The 19,006-nt window shown below is 60.6% G+C and carries 13 protein-coding genes and 2 pseudogenes; 4 read left to right on the plus strand and 11 right to left on the minus strand.

Features of this window, described 5'->3' with window-relative positions; translation table 11 throughout:
* Positions 1–11: 11 nt before the first annotated feature.
* From trbJ to EN808_RS36795, 11 genes and pseudogenes are all read right to left on the minus strand, one after another.
* A complete protein-coding gene (gene trbJ / locus EN808_RS24925) occupies positions 12–737 on the minus strand; it encodes a P-type conjugative transfer protein TrbJ (RefSeq protein ID WP_024502854.1) in 726 nt (241 codons plus the stop codon).
* A complete protein-coding gene (trbE, locus tag EN808_RS24930; RefSeq protein WP_126057782.1) occupies positions 734–3,184 on the minus strand; it encodes a conjugal transfer protein TrbE in 2,451 nt (816 codons plus the stop codon). The genes trbJ and trbE overlap by 4 nt, the downstream gene beginning before the upstream one ends.
* Entirely contained in the window at positions 3,178–3,450 is a 273-nt protein-coding gene (locus EN808_RS24935) for a VirB3 family type IV secretion system protein (protein WP_024502852.1), read from the minus strand. The genes trbE and EN808_RS24935 overlap by 7 nt, the downstream gene beginning before the upstream one ends.
* A complete protein-coding gene (locus tag EN808_RS24940) occupies positions 3,450–3,758 on the minus strand; it encodes a TrbC/VirB2 family protein (RefSeq protein WP_126057781.1) in 309 nt (102 codons plus the stop codon). The genes EN808_RS24935 and EN808_RS24940 overlap by 1 nt, the downstream gene beginning before the upstream one ends.
* Positions 3,759–3,770: 12 nt before the next feature.
* Entirely contained in the window at positions 3,771–4,739 is a 969-nt protein-coding gene (trbB, locus tag EN808_RS24945) for a P-type conjugative transfer ATPase TrbB (protein WP_024502850.1), read from the minus strand.
* Complete coding sequence (locus EN808_RS24950; protein ID WP_095488561.1) at positions 4,736–5,149, minus strand: CopG family transcriptional regulator; 414 nt, start codon at positions 5,147–5,149, stop codon at positions 4,736–4,738. The genes trbB and EN808_RS24950 overlap by 4 nt, the downstream gene beginning before the upstream one ends.
* 116 nt (positions 5,150–5,265) lie before the next feature.
* The gene (locus EN808_RS24955; RefSeq protein WP_024502848.1) at positions 5,266–7,290 is read right to left on the minus strand and encodes a conjugal transfer protein TraG; all 2,025 of its coding nucleotides are present in this window, start codon (positions 7,288–7,290) and stop codon (positions 5,266–5,268) included.
* Positions 7,291–7,496: 206 nt separating this feature from the next.
* Entirely contained in the window at positions 7,497–10,955 is a 3,459-nt protein-coding gene (locus EN808_RS24960; RefSeq protein WP_245525122.1) for a Ulp1 family isopeptidase, read from the minus strand.
* 833 nt (positions 10,956–11,788) lie between these two features.
* Positions 11,789–14,095, minus strand: a complete 2,307-nt coding sequence (locus EN808_RS24965) for a S9 family peptidase (RefSeq protein ID WP_126080685.1) — start codon at positions 14,093–14,095, stop codon at positions 11,789–11,791.
* 515 nt (positions 14,096–14,610) lie between these two features.
* Positions 14,611–15,534 (minus strand): annotated as a pseudogene (gene fni / locus EN808_RS24970) (type 2 isopentenyl-diphosphate Delta-isomerase); the annotation flags it as partial.
* Positions 15,523–15,762: pseudogene (locus EN808_RS36795) on the minus strand (hypothetical protein); the annotation flags it as partial. The pseudogenes EN808_RS36795 and fni, both read right to left, overlap by 12 nt.
* Before the next feature lie 311 nt (positions 15,763–16,073).
* Here EN808_RS36795 and EN808_RS24975 point away from each other — a divergent pair.
* Genes EN808_RS24975 through EN808_RS24990 form a run of 4 tightly spaced genes read left to right on the plus strand, consistent with a single transcriptional unit; the run spans position 16,074 to position 18,998 of the window.
* Positions 16,074–16,370, plus strand: coding sequence for a DUF2604 domain-containing protein (locus EN808_RS24975; RefSeq protein WP_126057779.1), 297 nt, complete (start codon positions 16,074–16,076; stop codon positions 16,368–16,370).
* Positions 16,363–16,980: a putative metal-binding protein gene (locus EN808_RS24980; protein ID WP_126057778.1), complete on the plus strand. Its 618-nt coding sequence runs from the start codon at positions 16,363–16,365 to the stop codon at positions 16,978–16,980. The genes EN808_RS24975 and EN808_RS24980 overlap by 8 nt, the downstream gene beginning before the upstream one ends.
* A complete protein-coding gene (locus EN808_RS24985) occupies positions 16,977–17,465 on the plus strand; it encodes a Mov34/MPN/PAD-1 family protein (RefSeq protein ID WP_126057777.1) in 489 nt (162 codons plus the stop codon). The genes EN808_RS24980 and EN808_RS24985 overlap by 4 nt, the downstream gene beginning before the upstream one ends.
* A 3-nt stretch (positions 17,466–17,468) precedes the next feature.
* Positions 17,469–18,998 carry an E2 ligase fold family C protein gene (locus tag EN808_RS24990; RefSeq protein ID WP_126057776.1) on the plus strand — a complete coding sequence of 510 codons (1,530 nt, stop codon included), beginning with the start codon at positions 17,469–17,471 and terminating at the stop codon, positions 18,996–18,998.
* Positions 18,999–19,006: the final 8 nt, after the last annotated feature.

Below are 19,006 nucleotides of genomic sequence, written 5' to 3' on the forward strand. Positions count from 1 at the left end.
TGAACTCGTGATTAATTGCCGGGATAAGCCGAGCCGGTACCCAAGAACCGCTTCGTCATCTCGCGGGCGGCTTCGTCTGACTGGGCCTTGCGGGCGGCATCCTCGGCCTCAGCTCGAAACTGCGTTGCGAGCAGCGTCTGGATCTGCATCTGCTGTTTTGTCGAAAGCGCCATCAGCTGGTTGGTGGCCTGGCTTGCCTGAAGCGCACCGGCCGCCCCTTGGCTGCGGTTGACGAGATCGGCGAGCAGATCGCCGTCGGCGCGGACGTTCTCGACGATTTGCGACTGGACACCCATGGTCTGGCGGAACGCCTGCATGGCGGTTTGCCAACGCTCCCGCGCAGCACTCGCCACATCGCTGACTTTGATCGTGGCGTCGTAGCTTTCCGGATATTGGCTGCGCCACTGGTCTTGAAGCTTGCCCAGATCAAAGCTGAGGCCACTCGCCTGGTCCATCAAGCCGTCGATGCGATGGAGCGAACCGGTGAGTTGGCCAACGGAAGAGAAATCCAGACGCTGAAGATTGCGCGCCATGTTCTGCAGCATGGTCGCCTGATTCTGCAGCGACTGGATTTGGTTGTTGATCTGCTCCAATGCGCGCGCGGCCGTCAGCACGTTCTGCGCATAATTGGACGGATCGAACACGATAAGGGCGTACGCGGGCTGCACATAGTCGGCCATAGGCTTGGCGATCAGGGAAACGGTGATCAGGCCGGAGAGAAGGCGTCGCCGCATCATGAGAATTGCTCCTTGTCTGGTTGAGGGAATTGCTTGAGAAGTTCGCCGGCCCAATCGAGGCCGCGCGCGATCAGGAACTGCGAGGCAAAGCTGCCTTGCCCGTCTTCGGACATGATCCTGTCGATCAGAGTCTGCGTGGCCGGATCGGAAGCACCGCAAAGCGCAAGAGCGATGGGGCCAAGCTCGAGCTCGAACAGACGGTTGCCGCGGCGCGATTGCAGATAATACTGACGCTTCGGCGTGGCGCGGGCGATCAATTCGATCTGCCGCTCGCTTAAACCGAAGCGCTCGTAGGCTGTGCGCGCCTGGGGTTCCACGGCACGATCATTGGGAAGGAAAATGCGCTGCGGGCAGCTTTCGATGATTGCCGGCGCTATGCCAGAGCCCGCGATATCAGCCAGCGACTGCGTAGCGAAGACAACCGACACGTTCTTCTTTCGCAGCACCTTCAGCCATTCGCGGATGCGGGCGGCGAACAGCGGATTGTCGAGATAGACCCACGCCTCGTCGAGCATGATCAGCGTGGGCCGTCCGTCGAACCGTTCCTCAAGTCGCTGGAACAGATAGGTAAGCACCGGCAGCAAAGCGCCTTGGCTGTGCATTAACTCCTCGGTCTCGAAACACTGCACATCCGACAAGGCCAGCCCATCATGATCGGCATCGAGCAGGCGGCCGAAGGGACCGTCGAGCGTGTAGGGCATCAATGCGGTCTTCAGCGCATTGGATTGAAGCAGGACCGAAAGACCGGTCAGTGTGCGTTCCTGCGCCGGCGCGGTGGCAAGGCTGGCCAGCGCTGACCAAATAGCCTCCTTCACCTCCGGCGTGACGGTGACGTTCTCGTGGGCAACAAGGCTGGCGATCCATTCGGCCGCCCAGCTTCGGCTAGCCTGGTCGTTGATGCTGCGCAGTGGCTGAAAGGCAAGGGAACCGTCCGCTCCTAGCGCGTGGTGTTCTCCACCCATGGCAAGTGTTGCAGCACGGGCCGAATTGCCTTTGTCGAAGACATAAACCTGGGCGCCGGCATAGCGCCTGAACTGCAGAGCAATCAGAGCAAGCAGAACCGACTTGCCGGCGCCGGTCGGACCAACAACCAGCATGTGGCCGACATCTTCGACGTGGGTGGAAAGCCGAAACGGTGTCGACCCACTGGTCTCGGCAACGAAAAGCGGTGGCGCTTCGGTTTGGGTGACTTTCGCGAGATGCTCGTTTGTCGCAGGACCGGCCCAAACCGACGACAGCGGCATGAGATGGGCAAGGTTCAATGTATGAACGAGCGGTTGGCGAACGTTAGCGTAGACATGGCCAGGCAATGAGCCGAGCCAAGCCTCGACCGCATTGACGCCTTCTCGGATCGTGGTGAAGCCGAGCCCATTGATGATGCGCTCGACCGCGCGAAGCTTCTCTGCAGCGGCTTGGCGATCCTCGCCCCACACCGTCACGGTGGTGGTGAGATAGCCGAAACTCACATGATCACCGCCCAATGCCTGAAGGGCTTCGTCGGCATCGAGCGCCTTGTTGTCGGCATCGTTATCGACAAGCGGGACCGGCTCGTTGGTAATGACCTCGCGTAGGATTGCCACGATCGATTTGCGCTTGGCAAACCACTGCCGGCGCAATCGCGTCAGCGTCTTCGTGGCTTCCGTTTTCTCGAGCGGAATGAAGCGCGTCATCCAGCGATAGGCGAAATCCTGATGATTGAGGGTATCGAGGATTCCGGGCCGGGTGAGGTTCGGAAAGCCGAGGATGGTCAGTGTGCGAAGATGCTGCTCACCCAGCATCGGCTCCAGGCCACCGGTAAGCGGCGCATCGACCAGGATTGCATCCAGATATATCGGCGTTTCCGGGGCCATGATAGGATGGCGACGAGGCGAAATCGTGCCGTGGAGGTAGGTCAACGTCTGAGCATCATCGAGGACGCGTACTTCGGACATGAAACCCGAGAAGAGATCGAGCACGCGGTTGGTCTCGTCACGGAACCTCGCCAGATCCTGGCGCCAGTCTCTTTCTCCTCGGGAATAATGAGAGTCGACGAGCGCGCTTTCTGCGCGCGCCTGGGCGTCCGGCGGTGGCATAAACACCAAGGTCAGATGATAGCGGCTCTCGTAGTGCGCTACCTTCCCCTCGAAAGCAGCGCGGCGTTCTTCGTCGACCAGCCACGACGCGGCGTCAGGAAAATGCGAGTTCGGATAGCCCAGCGCTTCTGTGCGCTCGGCCTCAAAGAACAATGCCCAGCCAGAGCCAAGGCGTCTGAGAGCATTGTTCGCCCGGGCGCAAATGCCGACGAGTTCAGCCTCCGTCGCACTTTCGAGATCCGGGCCGCGGAACCGCAACGTCCGCTGAAAGCTGCCGTCCTTGTTGAGCACGATGCCGGGCGCCACCAAGGCAGCCCAGGGTAGATGGTCGGCAAGCCGGTCGGCTTTGCTTCGATATTCCGAAAGGTTCAGCATGCAAGCCACCCCTTCAGACGTAGGTGGCGCACAAGCACGCTGGCGAAGTCCGGATCGCGTCTTGCGGCAAACACCGCTAACGAGTGGCCTGCGATCCAAAGCACCAGACCAGCAATCCATTGCTGCAAGCCGAAGCCAATGGCCGCGGCCACTGTACCGTTGAGGATCGCCACCGCGCGCGGAGCCCCGCCGAGCAGGATCGGCTCGGTCAGCGCCCGGTGGACCGGTACTGCGAAGCCCTCGATATGCTGCTCCCCGGCGGCCATCAGACGAGCGCCCCACCACCGAAGGAGAAGAAGGAGAGGAAGAAGCTCGATGCCGCGAAGGCGATTGACAGACCGAAGACGATCTGAATCAGGCGCCGAAAACCACCGGCGGTGTCGCCGAAGGCAAGCGTCAGGCCGGTGGTGATAATGATGATCACCGCAACGATCTTGGCGACCGGTCCCTGCACGGACTCCAGGATCTGCTGCAGCGGCTGCTCCCACGGCATGCCGGAGCCGGCGGCATAAACCGGGGCCGTGTTAAGAAACGCGAGCGCTGTGGACGAAAGAAAGCGAAGCTTCTTGCGCATGAGGAAGGCCTTTCAAAGCTGCTGGAGTTGCGAAAGCGTGAGCGGGGCAACGGCGTAATCGCCGCTGCCGTCGAGACCGGTGACCTCGGCGATTGCGTCGATGTGGCGCGACGAGCCGCGTCCCGCTATGAAGACGATCAGATCTATCGCCTCAGCGATGAGCCGGCGGGGAACGGTGACCACCGCTTCCTGGGCGAGTTGCTCAATGCGATAGAGAGCCGAGCGCGCGGAATTGGCGTGTACGGTAGCGATGCCGCCTGGGTGCCCGGTGTTCCATGCCTTCAGCATGTCGAGCGCTTCCGCGCCCCTCACCTCGCCCACGATGATGCGGTCCGGCCTGAGCCTCAGCGTCGAGCGCACGAGATCGGCAAGGGTGACCGAGCCCCGCCTTGTTCTCAGGGCAACGCAGTCCCTGGCCGCGCACTGCAGTTCGCGTGTGTCCTCGATCAGGATCACCCGATCGTCGCATTCGGCGACTTCAGCCAGCAGAGCGTTGGCGAGTGTTGTCTTCCCCGAGGAAGTGCCGCCGGCGATCAGCATGTTGCGCCGCTCGCGGACGGCCTTTTTCAGCGCATCGGCCTGCAGCGGCAGCATGATGCGTTCGGCAACATAGTCGGCCAGGGTGTAGACTTTCGCGGCGGGCTTGCGGATGGCAAAACATGGCGCCAACACCACAGGTGGCAGCAGGCCTTCGAAGCGTTCGCCAGACGGCAATTCGGCACTGACGATCGGGTTGTCGGCGTGCGCCTCGGCGCGCACGTGCGAAGCAACCAGGCGGATGATACGTTCTGCCTCGGACGGGTGCATGTGAACGTCGGTATCGACCCGACCTTCGCCTAACCGGTCGAGTCGCAGCGCGCCGTCGGGATTGACCATCACCTCGATGACGGACGGATCGGCCAGGGCTTCGGTGATTGCCGGACCCATGGCGGTGCGCAGCATGACACGCCGCCGGTGGTCGGCCTCGGGATGAGAGCTCATCCTTCCCCTCCCCCACCATTGTCTTTGCTAAGCGACTTTTTGCCGGAAGCGATCTGGCGGCCGACCTTCTCAACGAATTTCTCGAAACGCTCTTGGGCAATAGCCTGCGTTGCCCGATCCGGGACCGGCGTGTGGGCGTGAAGGGTGATCGAAAAGCGGATGAAGAGCGCCAGGCTCTCCAGGATCACCTCGGAATCGCGCCTGACGTGGGCAAGATCGCGGGAGAGCCGGTCAAGCCTTACGCCGTAGCGCCGATCGAACTCGCTCTCGCCACGCCGCTCGATGAACGCCTCGATCGCCTTCGCCACGATCGCTGATTTGGTCGTTGACGGATCGCGACTGAGGTTGTCCAGTTTCTCGCTGAGCTCCGGCTCAAGCAGAAACTGATGGCGAATGCGGTGCGGCTTCATGCGGCTCGTTCCGACGGCCCGGCGTTGCGCCGGCGACGGGAGAAGCATCGGCCAGACGCTCAAAATTGCTTATGGCCGTTATCTACGCTGAGGTGCGCTCTGCAACTCAGCGGACTTCAGAAGCCGGGAATGACATCGTCGCCCCTGCCCTCGTTGATACCGTAGGCGCGGGCCGCAGTGGAAATCCGATCCATGACACGCTTGTCCGCGAGCGCTTCGCTGTCATCGTCTGCGGGCTTGTACAGATCGGCCTGATCGGGCTCTTGAGAGACAACAACGTCTTCTTCGGGCAGGCTTGGATGGCGTTGCTGCTGAACGCCTCCCTCGTCTTCAACTGGCGCGTCGGCGCTTTCCTCGTCCGCAGCAAGTCGGCTATCGACGCTGCACACTTGTCCAGTCCAGCCGTCCGGGCGTGATGCAGGGCAGTCCGCATAGGGTCCGTCGTGCAGCACCGGCGCAGGCAGCACCCGATCTGTGAAATTCTGATCCTGATAATAGCGCAGCTTCTTGGCGCGGATCGGCGGCAACCCAGAAACCAGGACCAATTCGTCTGACGGCGGCAATTGCATCACCTCGCCTGGCGTCAGGAGCGGGCGCGCGGTTTCCTGGCGGCTCACCATGACATGTGAAAGCCAGGGCGCAAGCCGATGGCCCGCATAGTTGCGCATCGACCTAAGTTCGGTTGCGGTGCCGAGGGCATCCGAGATGCGCTTGGCCGTGCGTTCGTCATTGGAGGAAAAGGCAATTCGCACGTGGCAATTGTCGAGAATAGCATTGTTCTCGCCATAGGCCTTTGAAACCTGGTTCAAAGATTGTGCGATCAGATAGGAGCGAATGCCATAACCTGCCATGAAGGCGAGCGCCGTTTCGAAGAAGTCGAGGCGACCGAGCGCCGGAAACTCGTCCAGCATCATGAGCAGCTGATGCTTACGGCTCTTCTTCGGGTCCCCCTCCAGACGCTCCGTCAACCGCCTGCCGATCTGGTTCAAGATCAGTCGCACCAAAGGCTTGGTGCGCGAGATATCCGAAGGCGGCACGACCAGATAGAGCGACAGCGGTCGCTCTCCATCCACTAGGTCAGCGATGCGCCAGTCGCAGGACGAAGTGGCCGCCGCGACCGTTGGATCACGATAAAGCCCAAGAAAGGACATGGCGGTCGAGAGGACGCCTGAGCGCTCGTTTTCCGACTTGTTCAGGAGTTCGCGAGCCGCCGAGGCCACTACGGGATGGACCTGAGGGTTATGCCCCGTCCCGAGATGGTTTGTCGTCATCATCCGCCGTAGCGTTGCGGCAAACGAGCGTTGCGGGTCCGACAGGAAGGTGGCGACGCGGGCTAGCGTCTTGTCCTCTTCAGCGTAGAGCACGTGCAAAATGGCGCCAACTAGGAGTGAATGGCTGGTCTTCTCCCAGTGATTCCGTCGCTCCAGCGCGCCCTCGGGATCGACGAGGATGTCGGCGATGTTTTGAACGTCCCGGATCTCATCTGGGCCTTTGCGCACCTCCAGCAGCGGGTTGTAGCGTGCCGATCTCGGGTCGGTCGGATTGAACAGAAGGCAGTACGAGAATTTCGACCGCCAGCCGGAGGTCAACTGCCAATTTTCGCCTTTTATATCATGAATGATGGCAGACCCGGTCCAGGAAAGTAGCGTTGGAACAACCAGCCCCACGCCCTTGCCCGAACGCGTCGGCGCAAATGCCATGACGTGCTCCGGGCCGTCATGGCGCAGATAGCGATCGTTCAGCCTACCGAGGAAAACGCCCGCCGGCCGTAACAACCCTGCCGTCTCGACCTCATGAGTCGTGGCCCACCGTGAAGACCCATAGGTCGTAACCGACCCGCGCTGTCGCGCGCGCAAAAGCGAGCCTGCGATTGCGGCGGCACAGCCCAGGAATCCGCTGGCGCCTGCAAGCGTACCGGCTTTGTCGAAGACCTCCGGCGCATAAGCATCGAAGTGGAACCACCATTCAAACAGCTTCCACGGCTTGTAGATTGGCCAGCCGGCGAAGAGAAACCATGGTGCGCCGAGAGGCGTCTGGTAGGTCAGCATTTGAGCGCACCATTGGGTTGCCGTCCATACGCCGATAATGACAATTGCGCACACAACGGCGATCTGCCCGATCAGTAGCTTCGTAGGTGTCATCGGCTTGGCCCGCTGAACAACGCGACCTAGCATCGCGCGGTGCAGCCGGGACAGGAATGTTCCTCACATACGATTTGGGAGCAATGAACGACTTCCTACTATGCAGGTCGGTCAGCACGCGTGTTGCGCCTTCACGCGACACCATCCTCTCCATTCACCCTGAGGCCCGGCGCCGCCGACAGTTGCGTGACCGCTCCTCCGCAAAGTTATCTTCTGCGTTCAGGGAGCCAGGGCGCCTGGGCTGGCTGATGAACACCGTCCGCTCGCGCATGTGGGGTCGAATTGATTTGTGCCCAAGTGGAGGCAGGCTCATCATTCAACAGTTGCCGCAGTTCCCCTGGCTCGAACGCCATCATCGGTGGGGAAGCGGGTTCATCCTCCAACAGCTGCCGCAGTTCCCCTGGCTCGAACGCCATCATCGGTGGGGAAGCGGGTTCATCCTCCAACAGCTGCCGCAGTTCCCCTGGCTCGAACGCCATCATTGGTGGGGAGGCAGGCTCGTCCTCCAACAGTTGCCGCAGTTCCCCTGACTCGAACGCCATCATTGGTGGGGAGGCAGGCTCGTCTTCCAACAGTTGCCGCAGTTCCCCTGACTCGAACGCCATCATTGGTGGGGAGTCAGGCTCGTCTTCCAACAGTTGCCGCAGTTCCCCTGGCTCGAATGCCATCATCGGTGGGGAGGCGGGTTCATCCTCCAGCAGCTGCCGCGGCTCTTCCTCGTGCGGCAAGCGCCTCCTTAGCCGGTCTTGCAGCGCCTGCCGATCGGCAACGAGGTTGTCGAGGGGCAGCGGCTCGTGGTCTGGCCGCTGCCCTTTCACCAATCGTTCAACCAGCGCCCACGTGCCCTCCAGGACAAATACGCCGCAATCATAATGGTTCGTCTGTCTGGCCATGGGGGCTGGCGCCAAGGTAGCATTCAGCAGTCCTGCGAGCTGTTTTGCAGGCACGTCGTTATATCCCTCTCGCTGGAGGGAGTCGTAGTGATAGGCGAACCGCCTTTCGGGGTCGCGGCGATCAACGAGCAGCAGCGACCAATGGGTGCCGGGGCTAGTAGCCGTGCCATTATTCACTGGCAAGAACAGGAAGTCGGCTGTGGCGTTGTTTTGATTATAGATGGACTGCAATATGCCTCGAGCGTCTTGCGGCGACGTGTGTCGCAGTAGATGGGATACGGAAGGATCCACCAGCCGAGTCCGGGCAGCGAGCGCCGGATTGATCCCCTGCAGTTGCCGCTCCAGCAAATTGTAATCTCTCTGGACATGGGCGTCGCTCAGCCATTCGGCGGCGCCGAGCACCCGCCCCGTTGCAACGTTGGACGGGGCTGTCGGATCGAGCGCCCCGATCTGAGCCCCAGAGGAACTGGTCGTCAGTGTGGTCACATCAACCAGTGGAAGGCCGCGGTAGGTGCCTGGCAGCTTAGCGGTTGCTGGCGAGGCGGGTTGGGGAGCTCTTGCCGGTGCCGCTGGCCCAGCTTCAGCAGCGGCCCCAACGCGCCTGGTGACTGCGTCTGCCGGATGAGCAGCAAGGACAGTTTCGCGCCCGAGCACAATGCGCGGCAGGATATCCCGGAGGTGAGCCAATGCAGAACCGATACTTAGTCTATTACCATAGGAGACAGCCTTGAAGCTCTCAACATCTTTATCCAGCGATTTGTCGTGAATCCGAGCGGCAATCCCAGGCTTGTTATTTTGACGCAGATACTGGCTAAAATGTCTAAGAAAATTTGTATAGCCGCCCACGGTATCTGGATTCCGTCCGGTCGCAGGCGCTGCCAGGTACTCCTTGGTCGAAGCGGCTCTGTAATCTCTAATGAGCTCGGCATCGTCAGGATAGGGGATCACGAGAGGGCGACCCATAATCGGGGCTCCGCTTGTCGACTTCTTGAGGTAACGCAGTGCGCCAGCCACGGTGGAGGAACCACCCGTACTCTCGTACTCCTTGAGATCCTGATCCAGCGACGAATGGTAAAGCCGAGCAGCAAACCCTGGCTTGTTGTTTTGAAGGAGCCACCGACTAAAGCCGAAAAGAGAATTTACATTGAAAGTGACCGTGTTCGCGCTGGCCTTACCCGCGTGGAATGCTGCCCTCAGCCCTTCGATAGCGGTCGCATCGTTGGAATAGACAGGACGCTTGTCGGAACCGTTGGGGACTACAATTGGACGATCCGGCTGCACTGTCGAGGACATCGAACCACCACCTCCGGGATGCGGTGCTGGGGTGGATTCGTGTTCATCCCTCTGCCTGACGAGCTGCGCCTCAGATTCCGGTGTAGCCACCTTATGAGGATCCTGCATCGGTTCGATCCCCTCCATCTCCTGCTGCAACCAAGCCAAAGCTTGGCGAGCGGCGGCTTCATCAACCGCGGAGGATGTCTCCACACCTCTGGCGGACGCCGGCAGAGCCTGCTCCGCCCGCCGTCGAAAGAGCTCTGGCGAGGCGGATTTCTCCGCCCACAATCTGGGCTGCGTAGCGAGTCCCCGTCCAGATTTATGTGGCACCGCCTCGCTTGGCAGCGGGCTGCTCCTGTCCCGTGCAGCTACCAGCCCCTCCGGGGCGCCCTGGTCGCCGTGGCGCCAGTTCAAGTGAGGGACGGCCTCTCCAAAGTCGGGTGCTTGGTGTTGGTGCGCGGTTGGGGCGAGAGACAATGGTAGATCGGTGCCCTCCTTATAACCTACCGGCAGGAGCTCCTCTGGCCAATCGAATCCCTGCTGTGGTGCGGTATGCTGAGCAGCGTCGCCACGGGGACGAGCCTCCATGCTGACCGCGTTTTCCAGATGACTCCCGAGTATAACGCGCGGCGGGTGCTTGCGGATATAAACCAGTGCAGATTCGATCGGAGCTCCACGAGTAGAGGAGGCGGCCTTGTAGCTCTCAACATCTTTATCCAGCGATTCATCGTAAATCCGGCCCGCAATCCCGAGCTTGTCATTTTGACGTAGGTAATGACTGAAATGGTTAAGAGCAGTTGCGTAGCCGCTCGCGGATCTGAAATGTCTAGTGAGCGCGGCGTCGTCAGGATGGGGGTTCAGGACAGCGCGACCCACAATCGGGGCGGCTCCGCCTATCGGCTTCATCAGTTGACGCAGTGCGCCAGCCACTGTGGAGGAACCACCCCTACTCTCGTACTCCTCGAGATCCTGGCTCAGCGACGGATGGTAAAGCCGAGCAGCAAACCCTGGCTTTTTGTTTTGAAAGAGCCAACGACTAAAGCCGAAAAGAGAATTTGCGCTGCGAGTGACCGTGTCCGGCCTGGCTTTACCCGCAAGGAGTGCAGACTTCAGCCCTTCGATGGCGGTGGCATCGTTGGAATAAACAGGACGCTTGTCGGCACCGTCGGGGGCCACAATTGGACGATCCGGCTGCACTGTCGAGGGCATCGACCCATCGAGATGCGGCGCTGGGGTGTATTCGTGCTCATCCCCCTGCATCGCGAGCTGCGCCTCCCGTTCCGATGTACCCACCTGATGGGCAGGGAGTTGCATCATCGCGCGAGCGCCTGAGTCACCAACCTGACCTGGTTGCCGCTCAGTGACAGCATGCTGCAGATTGCTTTGGATCCTCTGCCTCTTCGTTGGTCTCAACTCACCTTTGCCATGCGAGCCATTGACGAGGACATCCTCGCCTGGTGCACTCATCAACTCATCCGCCGCCTGCAATTCGCCCAAGTGCTGCTCAAAACCGGCTTGGCCGGCTTGTCCGCTTGCTCGTGCGGTACGGCGTGCTGCACCTGCAGCCAAGCTGCTACGATGAATGTCCAGTTTGTACGGGTGCACGCTAGCCTCACTTCCACAGATCACATGAGCAACCTACTCAGGCAAGCTTTCGAAAGGCTGACGAGGTCCGCCGCCGCGGAAGGCGAAGGCTGGTTTTCTGCTCAGCGGTTGACGGCCTAGCGTGTTGCGGCCGCGCCGGGTATCACGCCAATCAATCTGAATAGTCGATGCGTCAAACGAACCAGGATAGGATTTTCGTAGCGGGGCTGCTCTACTCACTCTTGTCCTGAGGTAGAATTCAACCATATCGCCGAGCAACTGGATGCCGATTGGATACCCGATCCGGAAAGCTTCAGCTCATATGTGACGCGAGGATGAGAATCGTGGCAGCTCCAGACCGACGGGCTGCCACCCACAGCGGCGATGACCGACGAGGGTCTTCTATTGCCAAGGTAATCGTCCGTTCGGGGACCTATGTGTTCCTATGCTCGTCGAGCGGATCGGGTGGGCCGCACCGCCGTAGCGTTACGGCGAGCGGAAGCGGCGTTGGGTGCGGCTTTTCCCCTGAACGCTTCACACCAGGCTGATAGGGGATCTTGCAATCGCACACACGCGGTCTGCAGGCGTGCCTATCAAGCAGTTTGCTCAGACCAACGTCGCGGCGAGCCTATCCTCAATACGCAGCGCAAGTCCTAGACTCCACGATCGTCCTTCGGTGCAGATTTGCTCGCGCCTCGCCCTGATTACAGCCGATAAGGCGAGCTAACAATTGCAAGAGCCACAAGCTACTCCAGCTCGATCGGTTTGCTGTTCCAGTCGGGCGGGGTCTGACCGAGAATGTTGCGAACGAAGAAGTCTAGGAGTTTGCGCTCGGTGTAGGTGCCTAGAGTATGGTGATTGGCACCAGGAACGTAGACAATGTCAAAATCTTTTCCTGCCTTGATGAGTCGATCGGCAAGCTGGAACGAGCAAAACGGATCGACATTATCATCCATTTCGCCGACCGCGATCATCAGCTTGCCCTGCAGCCTGTGAGCATTGTCAACGGCGGAGGATTGCGAATATTCAATGCCGACCGGCCACCCCATCCACAGTTCATTCCACCAGGTCTTGTCTATCCTGTTGTCGAAGCAGCCGTTTTTGGCGACGGCGACCTTGTAGAAATCGGGGTGAAAGAGCAGCGCGCTGACTGCACTCTGGCCGCCGGCGGATGCGCCAAAAATGCCGACGTTGGATATGTCGTACCATGGATATTGCGCGGCCGCCGCCTTGTGCCACAGAATGCGATCGGGAAATCCTGCGTCCTTCAGATTCTTCCAAGCAACATCATGGAAGGCGCGGGAGCGGTTGTTGGTGCCCATGCCGTCGATCTGAGCAACGACGAAGCCCAGCTGCGTGAGCGGCTCTGTCCACCGCGAGAAGGATTTTGGGACGAAGGAGCCGTGGGGTCCAGCATAGATATTCTCCACAACCGGGTATTTCTTCGTCGGGTCGAAGTTGGCTGGCAGGTGGAGCACACCCCAGATGTCAGTTTTGCCGTCGCGCCCCTTGGAATGGAAACTGAGCGGCGGCTGCCAGCCTGCGGCGACGAGCTCGGAAATGTCGGCCGTCTCGATCTGCTGGAGCTTGGCATTGTCGCTGGCGCGGTAGAGTGCCATGCGCGGGGGCAGATCGATGCGTGACCAGAGATCGACATAATAGCGCCTGTCAGGCGAGAACTCGATATGGTGGTTGGCCGGTTCGGGCGTCAGTGCAGTCAGTCCCTTGCCGTCAAAGCCGATGCGGTAAGCATGGACCCAATAGGGGTCCTCCTGCGAGTTCATCCCGCTCGCCTCGAACCAGATCTGACGCTTCACCGGATCGACATGGTTGACCCTCCGGACGACCCACTCACCTCGGGTGATCTGGTTTTCGAGCGCGCCTGTCCGGCCGTTGAAAAGATACAAATGCTCATACCCGTCGCGCTCTGATGCCCAGATGATCTCCTTCCCGTCATCGACATCGTAACGGAAGATTTTTCCGGCATCCTCCTGGCCATGCCCCAGCGGCAAATAATCCACGAATGTCTCGCTGGTCTCATCGATCAGGGAGCGCCCGCGGCCCGAGGCGGCGTCTACCTCGACCAAGCGATAGAGCTGATGCCCGCGCTGGTTATATTCGAAAGTGAAGCCGCGGCTGTCCGCCCACCACCGGAGAGGGGAAAGTTCGAAGACGTTCGAGAAGAGGGCACCGTCAATCACGATCTGGCGCCGGCCGGCAATGTCGAACAGGACTGGTTGGGGCAGCGGAAGGACATCGCCCGGCCTGGGATAGAATATTGTTGAATATTCCCGCTCCAACTGGTCCGTCGATGAATTGAGGTAGCGGACCTCTCGCCTATAGCCGGGGCGAACAAGGTAAGCGGCGAGGTGGCGCGAGTCCGGCGACCAGCTCAGCGTCGAAAAGACGTAGCAATTGCCTTCGGCTCCGTCCCGGCTCAGAGGAACATCCTGCAATCCGTCCTCGCTGCGCAGGAAAACGTTGCAGTTCTTGATATAGGCGATCCATTTGCCGTCGGGCGACGCGTTGCTCTTGTCGGGGTTGTTCTCCGCTGGCGGCGTGTAGCGGTGGCTGAGCTCCCTACGGTCCCCTTTCCTTGCATCGAATGTGGTGCTGGTACAGTCATAGCTTGCAAGGTCGCAGCTCCACCGGGTGTCTTCAATCTGGAAGTCGAGCCTGCGACCATCCTCACTCAGTTCGAAACGGTCGAACGGAAGATTGCCGGCTTGATAGCTCTCATGGCTCACCTTGTTTAGCGCTGCCGCCAGACGCGCCTGATCGAAAGCGGGCCGCTTGAAACCCGTGGCAGCATCGACCTGCATGAACTGCTGCTCGCCGTGGCTAGTCCGGCGGTAGACGAAGGCTTCACCCCCGGTCAGCCAGAAAGGCATTTTGGGGACATTGACAGTGAGCCCGCCATATCGATCGTTGATCGTAAGTGCGCGCTTGAAATCGGCCGGCGCTAGCGTCGGGTGTAAACTTTTCGAACCCTTGGCCAGCGTCTGAGTTGCCGATCGCCATGCCGCGCGCGTCAAAGCGCCGATCCTGGACATACCTGTTCACTTCTTTCGGTTTTCGGAATGCTAATTTTGAAGTTGGGTTCTCGTCGCCGGTCTGCAGCAGCGCCGAGCGTCGCCTTGGAGGAGAGCCAGCACGCGGGTGCAGCCAGGCACGCGCAACAGGGGCGCTCCTTGGACATCCAGGCACTGGTTCGGGTGCCGATTGAAGAGTTGGCGTCCGTCGCCGAAACAACCAGGAAAGAGCGTCCATGCAGCCCTGACGCGACTATTTCCCCGCGAGTATGGCCGCTTGCTTTTCTGCATCATCTGAAAGGTCCTGCTCTAGTCGGGCCGGATGTCACCCCGGCAGATTGTGCTATTTCGACAATCTCCGAGCGATTGCCGCCGGCCCATGACGAGGTTTACCGATAGGGCGCAATATGCGTGCCAAAGGAAAAGCGGTTTAATACACGGCAATCCGCCTATGTCGCATCCCCAACATCGTCGCACACCGGACAATGCCGGACGATATTGTCCCGGGGCGTCAAATTGGTTTGATGGTGACCCAACAACTGGCGGATGACGATCTCGAAATGCGCGACAACGGCCTCGGTGGACACTGTCGCCGCGCCCAGCACGCTGGCCGCCTGCCCGGCGATGTCCGCGCCCAGGCGGATGGCCTTGGCCACGTCGACGCCATCGCGGATCCCGCCCGACGCGATCAGCTTCACCGTTGGCAGCGCCCGACGCACCGCCTGCACGCTGGTCAGGGTGGGAATCCCCCAATTGGCGAATGACATCGCCACTGCACGGTCGGCGGCATTGCGGGCGCGCTCGCCCTCCACTGCGGCCCAACTGGTGCCGCCGGCGCCGGCGACATCGATTACCGCCACGCCCGCCTCGACGAGCGCACAGGCCACCGAGGCGGACAGGCCGCCCCCACTTCCTTGGCCACGATCGGCACGCCCACGATGCGCGCGGCGCCAGCGATCAGCGCCAGGACGCCGCGCCAGTCGCGGTCGCCCTCCCGGCTGTACCGCTTCCTGCAGCGGATTGAGATGGACGATGAGCCCATCGGCCTCCAGCGCGTCCACCGCGCGACGCGCCAGGTCCAGGCCGTCGGCCTCCCGCAGTTGCGCGGCGCCGATATTGGCCAGCAAGGGAATGTCTGGCGCCAGGCGGCGCAGCGCGCGCGTTAGCCCCTGGGAGTTACGGGATTGCAGGCTCACACGCTGCGAACCGCACATGGCGATCCGCAAGGCTTGCGCTGCCTCGCTCAAATGCCGGTTGATGGCCTCGGCCCGTGGCATGCCGCCGGCCATAGAGCTGATCAGCAGCGGCGCGCGCATAGCCTTGCCCAGCAGCGAGGCGCGCAGGTCGATCTGCGTCAGGTCCAACTCGGGCAGTGCGCAGTGTTCGAAATGGATGTACTCCCAGCCAGCGGCCACCGTGGCCGGCGCCGTTCGCCGATCCAGCACCAGCGAAGCGCGCAGCTGAGCGCAGCCCTCGAATCCGGAGAGAACGCACGGTACGCCGTGCCCCAGCGCCTGCTCCACGGCGGCGAGCTGCTCCGGCGCGATCAGGCCAACGTCGTTGCAATCGTCTAGCCAGAACAGCAGCGCCAGTTCGCGATAGAACGCCACGATCAGCGTTTCGTTCTGCGGATCACGGCCGGTGCGGGCGCTGGTGTCGCGCAGGCTCGGGTGAATGCGTTGCAGGATTGGGGGACGCGTGACGCAGTCAAAGCTCCCCTTGCCAAGCACGGAGCAGGCGAGTGAGAGAGCAGATGAATAGGCGTGTCGCCAATATTTTCGCATTGCTATAATCGATTATAGTTGTGAGGAGCAATTTGAGACCATTTACTTGCGGCTCAAGTCACCCATAAAAGAAGGCAAGCACCGATTCGGTAGCTTATCCCCTGTCTTTCGCGTACTCGCGGCCGTGGCGCCGGGTGAACGATTGAAGACCGCCGGTCTCACTCGCAGGTGGGCGCCAGGGCGTGGGACGGTTGGCAAGCCACAGGAGTAGGACAATGTCGAAGGATTCGGGTAAGGGCGATAATCACGGCGGCGGGCCGGGCAAGATCGAGATCACGATGGTGGTGAACGGCCAGCCCACGCAGGTCGAAGCCAATCCCAACCAGCCGCTTCACGTCATTCGTACCAAAGCCCTTGAGAACACGCAGAATGTCGCCCAACCAGCCGAGAATTGGGAATTGAAGGATGAGGCCGGCAACTTGCTCGACGTCGACAAGAAGCTTGGCGATTTCGGTTTCCCGAATACTGTGACCCTGTTCCTCAGCCTGAAGGCGGGCGTCGCAGGTGCCTAAACCCCAAAGTGTGGATCCGGAGGTCTCCCGAGCGAAGTTTGATCGGGAGATCGGCCGGTTCCGGCCATATGCTGATGTCTATCGGGCTCAGGGCTGCTTCTTGATCGAGGCGACCTTTCCGCGCGCTTTCTTCATTTTCGCAAGCCTCAAGTTAAAACCACGGGTGATCAGCGCAGCGAGCGAGGTCGACTTCACCGACTACGACTTAAGACCACCGTCCGTGGTCTTCGTCGATCCGTTTACGCGTCATCCGATTGCCCGGAAAGATCTATACCTGAAAATGCTTAGACGTCCGCCGCTGCCCGGAACGCCGCCGGAGATGATAGGAGCTCTCATCCAGCAGAACGCCGTGCCGCTGACGGACTTCATCCAGGCCAACAGTCCCGAGGACGAACCATTCCTGTGCATGGCGGGCGTCCGGGAATACCACGACAATCCAGCCCATTCAGGTGATCCATGGCTACTTCATCGGGGTTCTGGCGAAGGCTGTTTGGCCTTCATCCTGGACAAGATCATCAAGTACGGAATCATTCCTATAGAGCAGTTGCAGATTCAACTCCCACCGGCAATCGTAGGAATGGTGGTATCCCCTCAGGCGATACAAGAATGACTGGTTTGAGAGATGTAACGATCGTGACTCTCCCGCGCGGCTGCATCTCGACCACGCATGGGCATCTGCGCTCAGTTGGTCGCGAAGGCAATGAGGGGATGGCGCTCTGGGTCGGCGTTCAGCAAGACCGGCACTTTGCCGTAACAGAGACGGTTATCCCGGCGCAGCGTCACATTCGGACAAACGATGGCGTTTGCGTGATCGTTGCGGCCGAAGAACTGCACCGGCTCAATGTCTGGCTCTACAAAAGCGGCCTGAAACTCTTGGCCCAGATTCACAGCCATCCGGGCCGCGCCTACCATTCGACGACGGACGACGCTTATGCGGTTGCTACCACGGTTGGGTGTCTGTCGCTGGTAGTGCCGAATTTCGCCCGCGAGCCTTTCGATTTTGCTCGGGTCGCCGCCTATCGGCTTGACGAAAAGGCCAAATGGAATGCGCTCCCTCCCGCGGCACTGTCGCGAATGATCATGATATCGAGTTGAACAATGGCATTCGCTAACTTCATCGATCGTGCCGCCACGGCGGCATCTCAGGTCCTGGCCGATTTTCATCTGGGAGACTTCAAAGCAGCTCTTGAAAAGCAGGTCGTGGCAGTCGCCTTCGACCATCAGGCCGCTTCCTGCGCCGAAGGCCAGGCGACACTAGATCTTGCGGTGAGATTGCTCGCTAGGCTCTACCCGGTTCTGGCGATACTCCCGCTGGACAGCGCGGCGAGCTCTCAAGCCCAAGCGCTGGAGCGCTTGGCAAAGTCGATCAATCCAAAAGTCGGCATCCGGCGTTCCGGCAAGTCTGCCACCGTCTGCGTCGTTGCAGGGGTAACGCGCCCATCACTCCGGTGCCCGATCTTTTTCGTGGGATCGGACGGTTGGGCGGCAAAGCTGTCGCGTACGGACCCGGTGGGCTCTGGCCCAAGTCTGCTGCCTTTTGGAGCTGGCGCCGCCAGTTGCTTCGGCGCCGCCAACGTCTTTCGAACTATCTTCGCCGCCCAGTTGACCGGCGCCGAGTTGGACGAAACCATCGACCTCTCGCTATGCAGCTACGACAAGACCAAAGCCGGGGAGGCTGGCCCGATCGACTTCCCAGTCGACCTTGGCGAAACCCACCTCGTTGGGCTCGGTGCGATAGGCCATGGCTCGCTTTGGGCGCTAGCGAGACAACCCGATCTCAAGGGTCGTCTGCATGTAATCGATCACGAAGCGATCGAACTCTCAAACCTGCAGCGCTACGCATTGGCCGGCCAGGCGGAGATTGGTATGTCCAAGGCGGTTCTTGCAGCCACCGCCCTTAGATCGACTGGCCTTGAGGTCGAGGCGCACCCTCTGACGTGGGCAGAATATGTTGCGCGCCGGGGCAATTGGGTCTTAGACCAAGTGGGTGTGGCGCTTGACACCGCCGCCGACCGTCTGGCTGTCCAAGGTGCACTGCCGCGATGGATCGCAAACGCTTGGATGCAGGAGCACGATCTCGGTATCTCCCGGCATGGTTTCGATGACGGCCAGGCTTGCCTTTGTTGCATGTACCTGCCATCCGGAAAATCCAAGGACGAGCACCAGCTGATTGCCGAGGAACTCGGAATACCGGAAGCACACGAGCAGGTGAAAACGCTCCTGCAGACAAATGCCGGAGTTCCCAACGACTTTGTAGTTCGCGTGGCTACAGCGATGGCTGTGCCGTTTGAACCGCTAGCCCCGTTTGTCGGCCAGCCCCTGCGCTCCTTTTATCAGCAGGCTATCTGCGGCGGTCTGGTGTTCCAGCTTAGCGAAGGAAGTCGCCGCGTTCGAACTGTGGTTCCGATGGCCTTTCAGTCGGTGCTTGCCGGGATTATGCTTGCCGCGGATTTGGTCAAGCATAGTGCGGGGTTTCCCATGAGCCCGACGACGAGCACTCGGGTGAATCTTCTGCGCCCCCTTGGCTCTCACTTGCACGATCCGAAGGCCAAGGACTCCAGCGGCCGCTGCATCTGTAGCGACGACGATTTCATTGCCGCTTACAGGCGCAAATACGGAGCGCGTTGATCAGGTAA

The organism is Mesorhizobium sp. M8A.F.Ca.ET.165.01.1.1 (genome assembly GCF_004792065.1).
GTDB lineage: Bacteria > Pseudomonadota > Alphaproteobacteria > Rhizobiales > Rhizobiaceae > Mesorhizobium.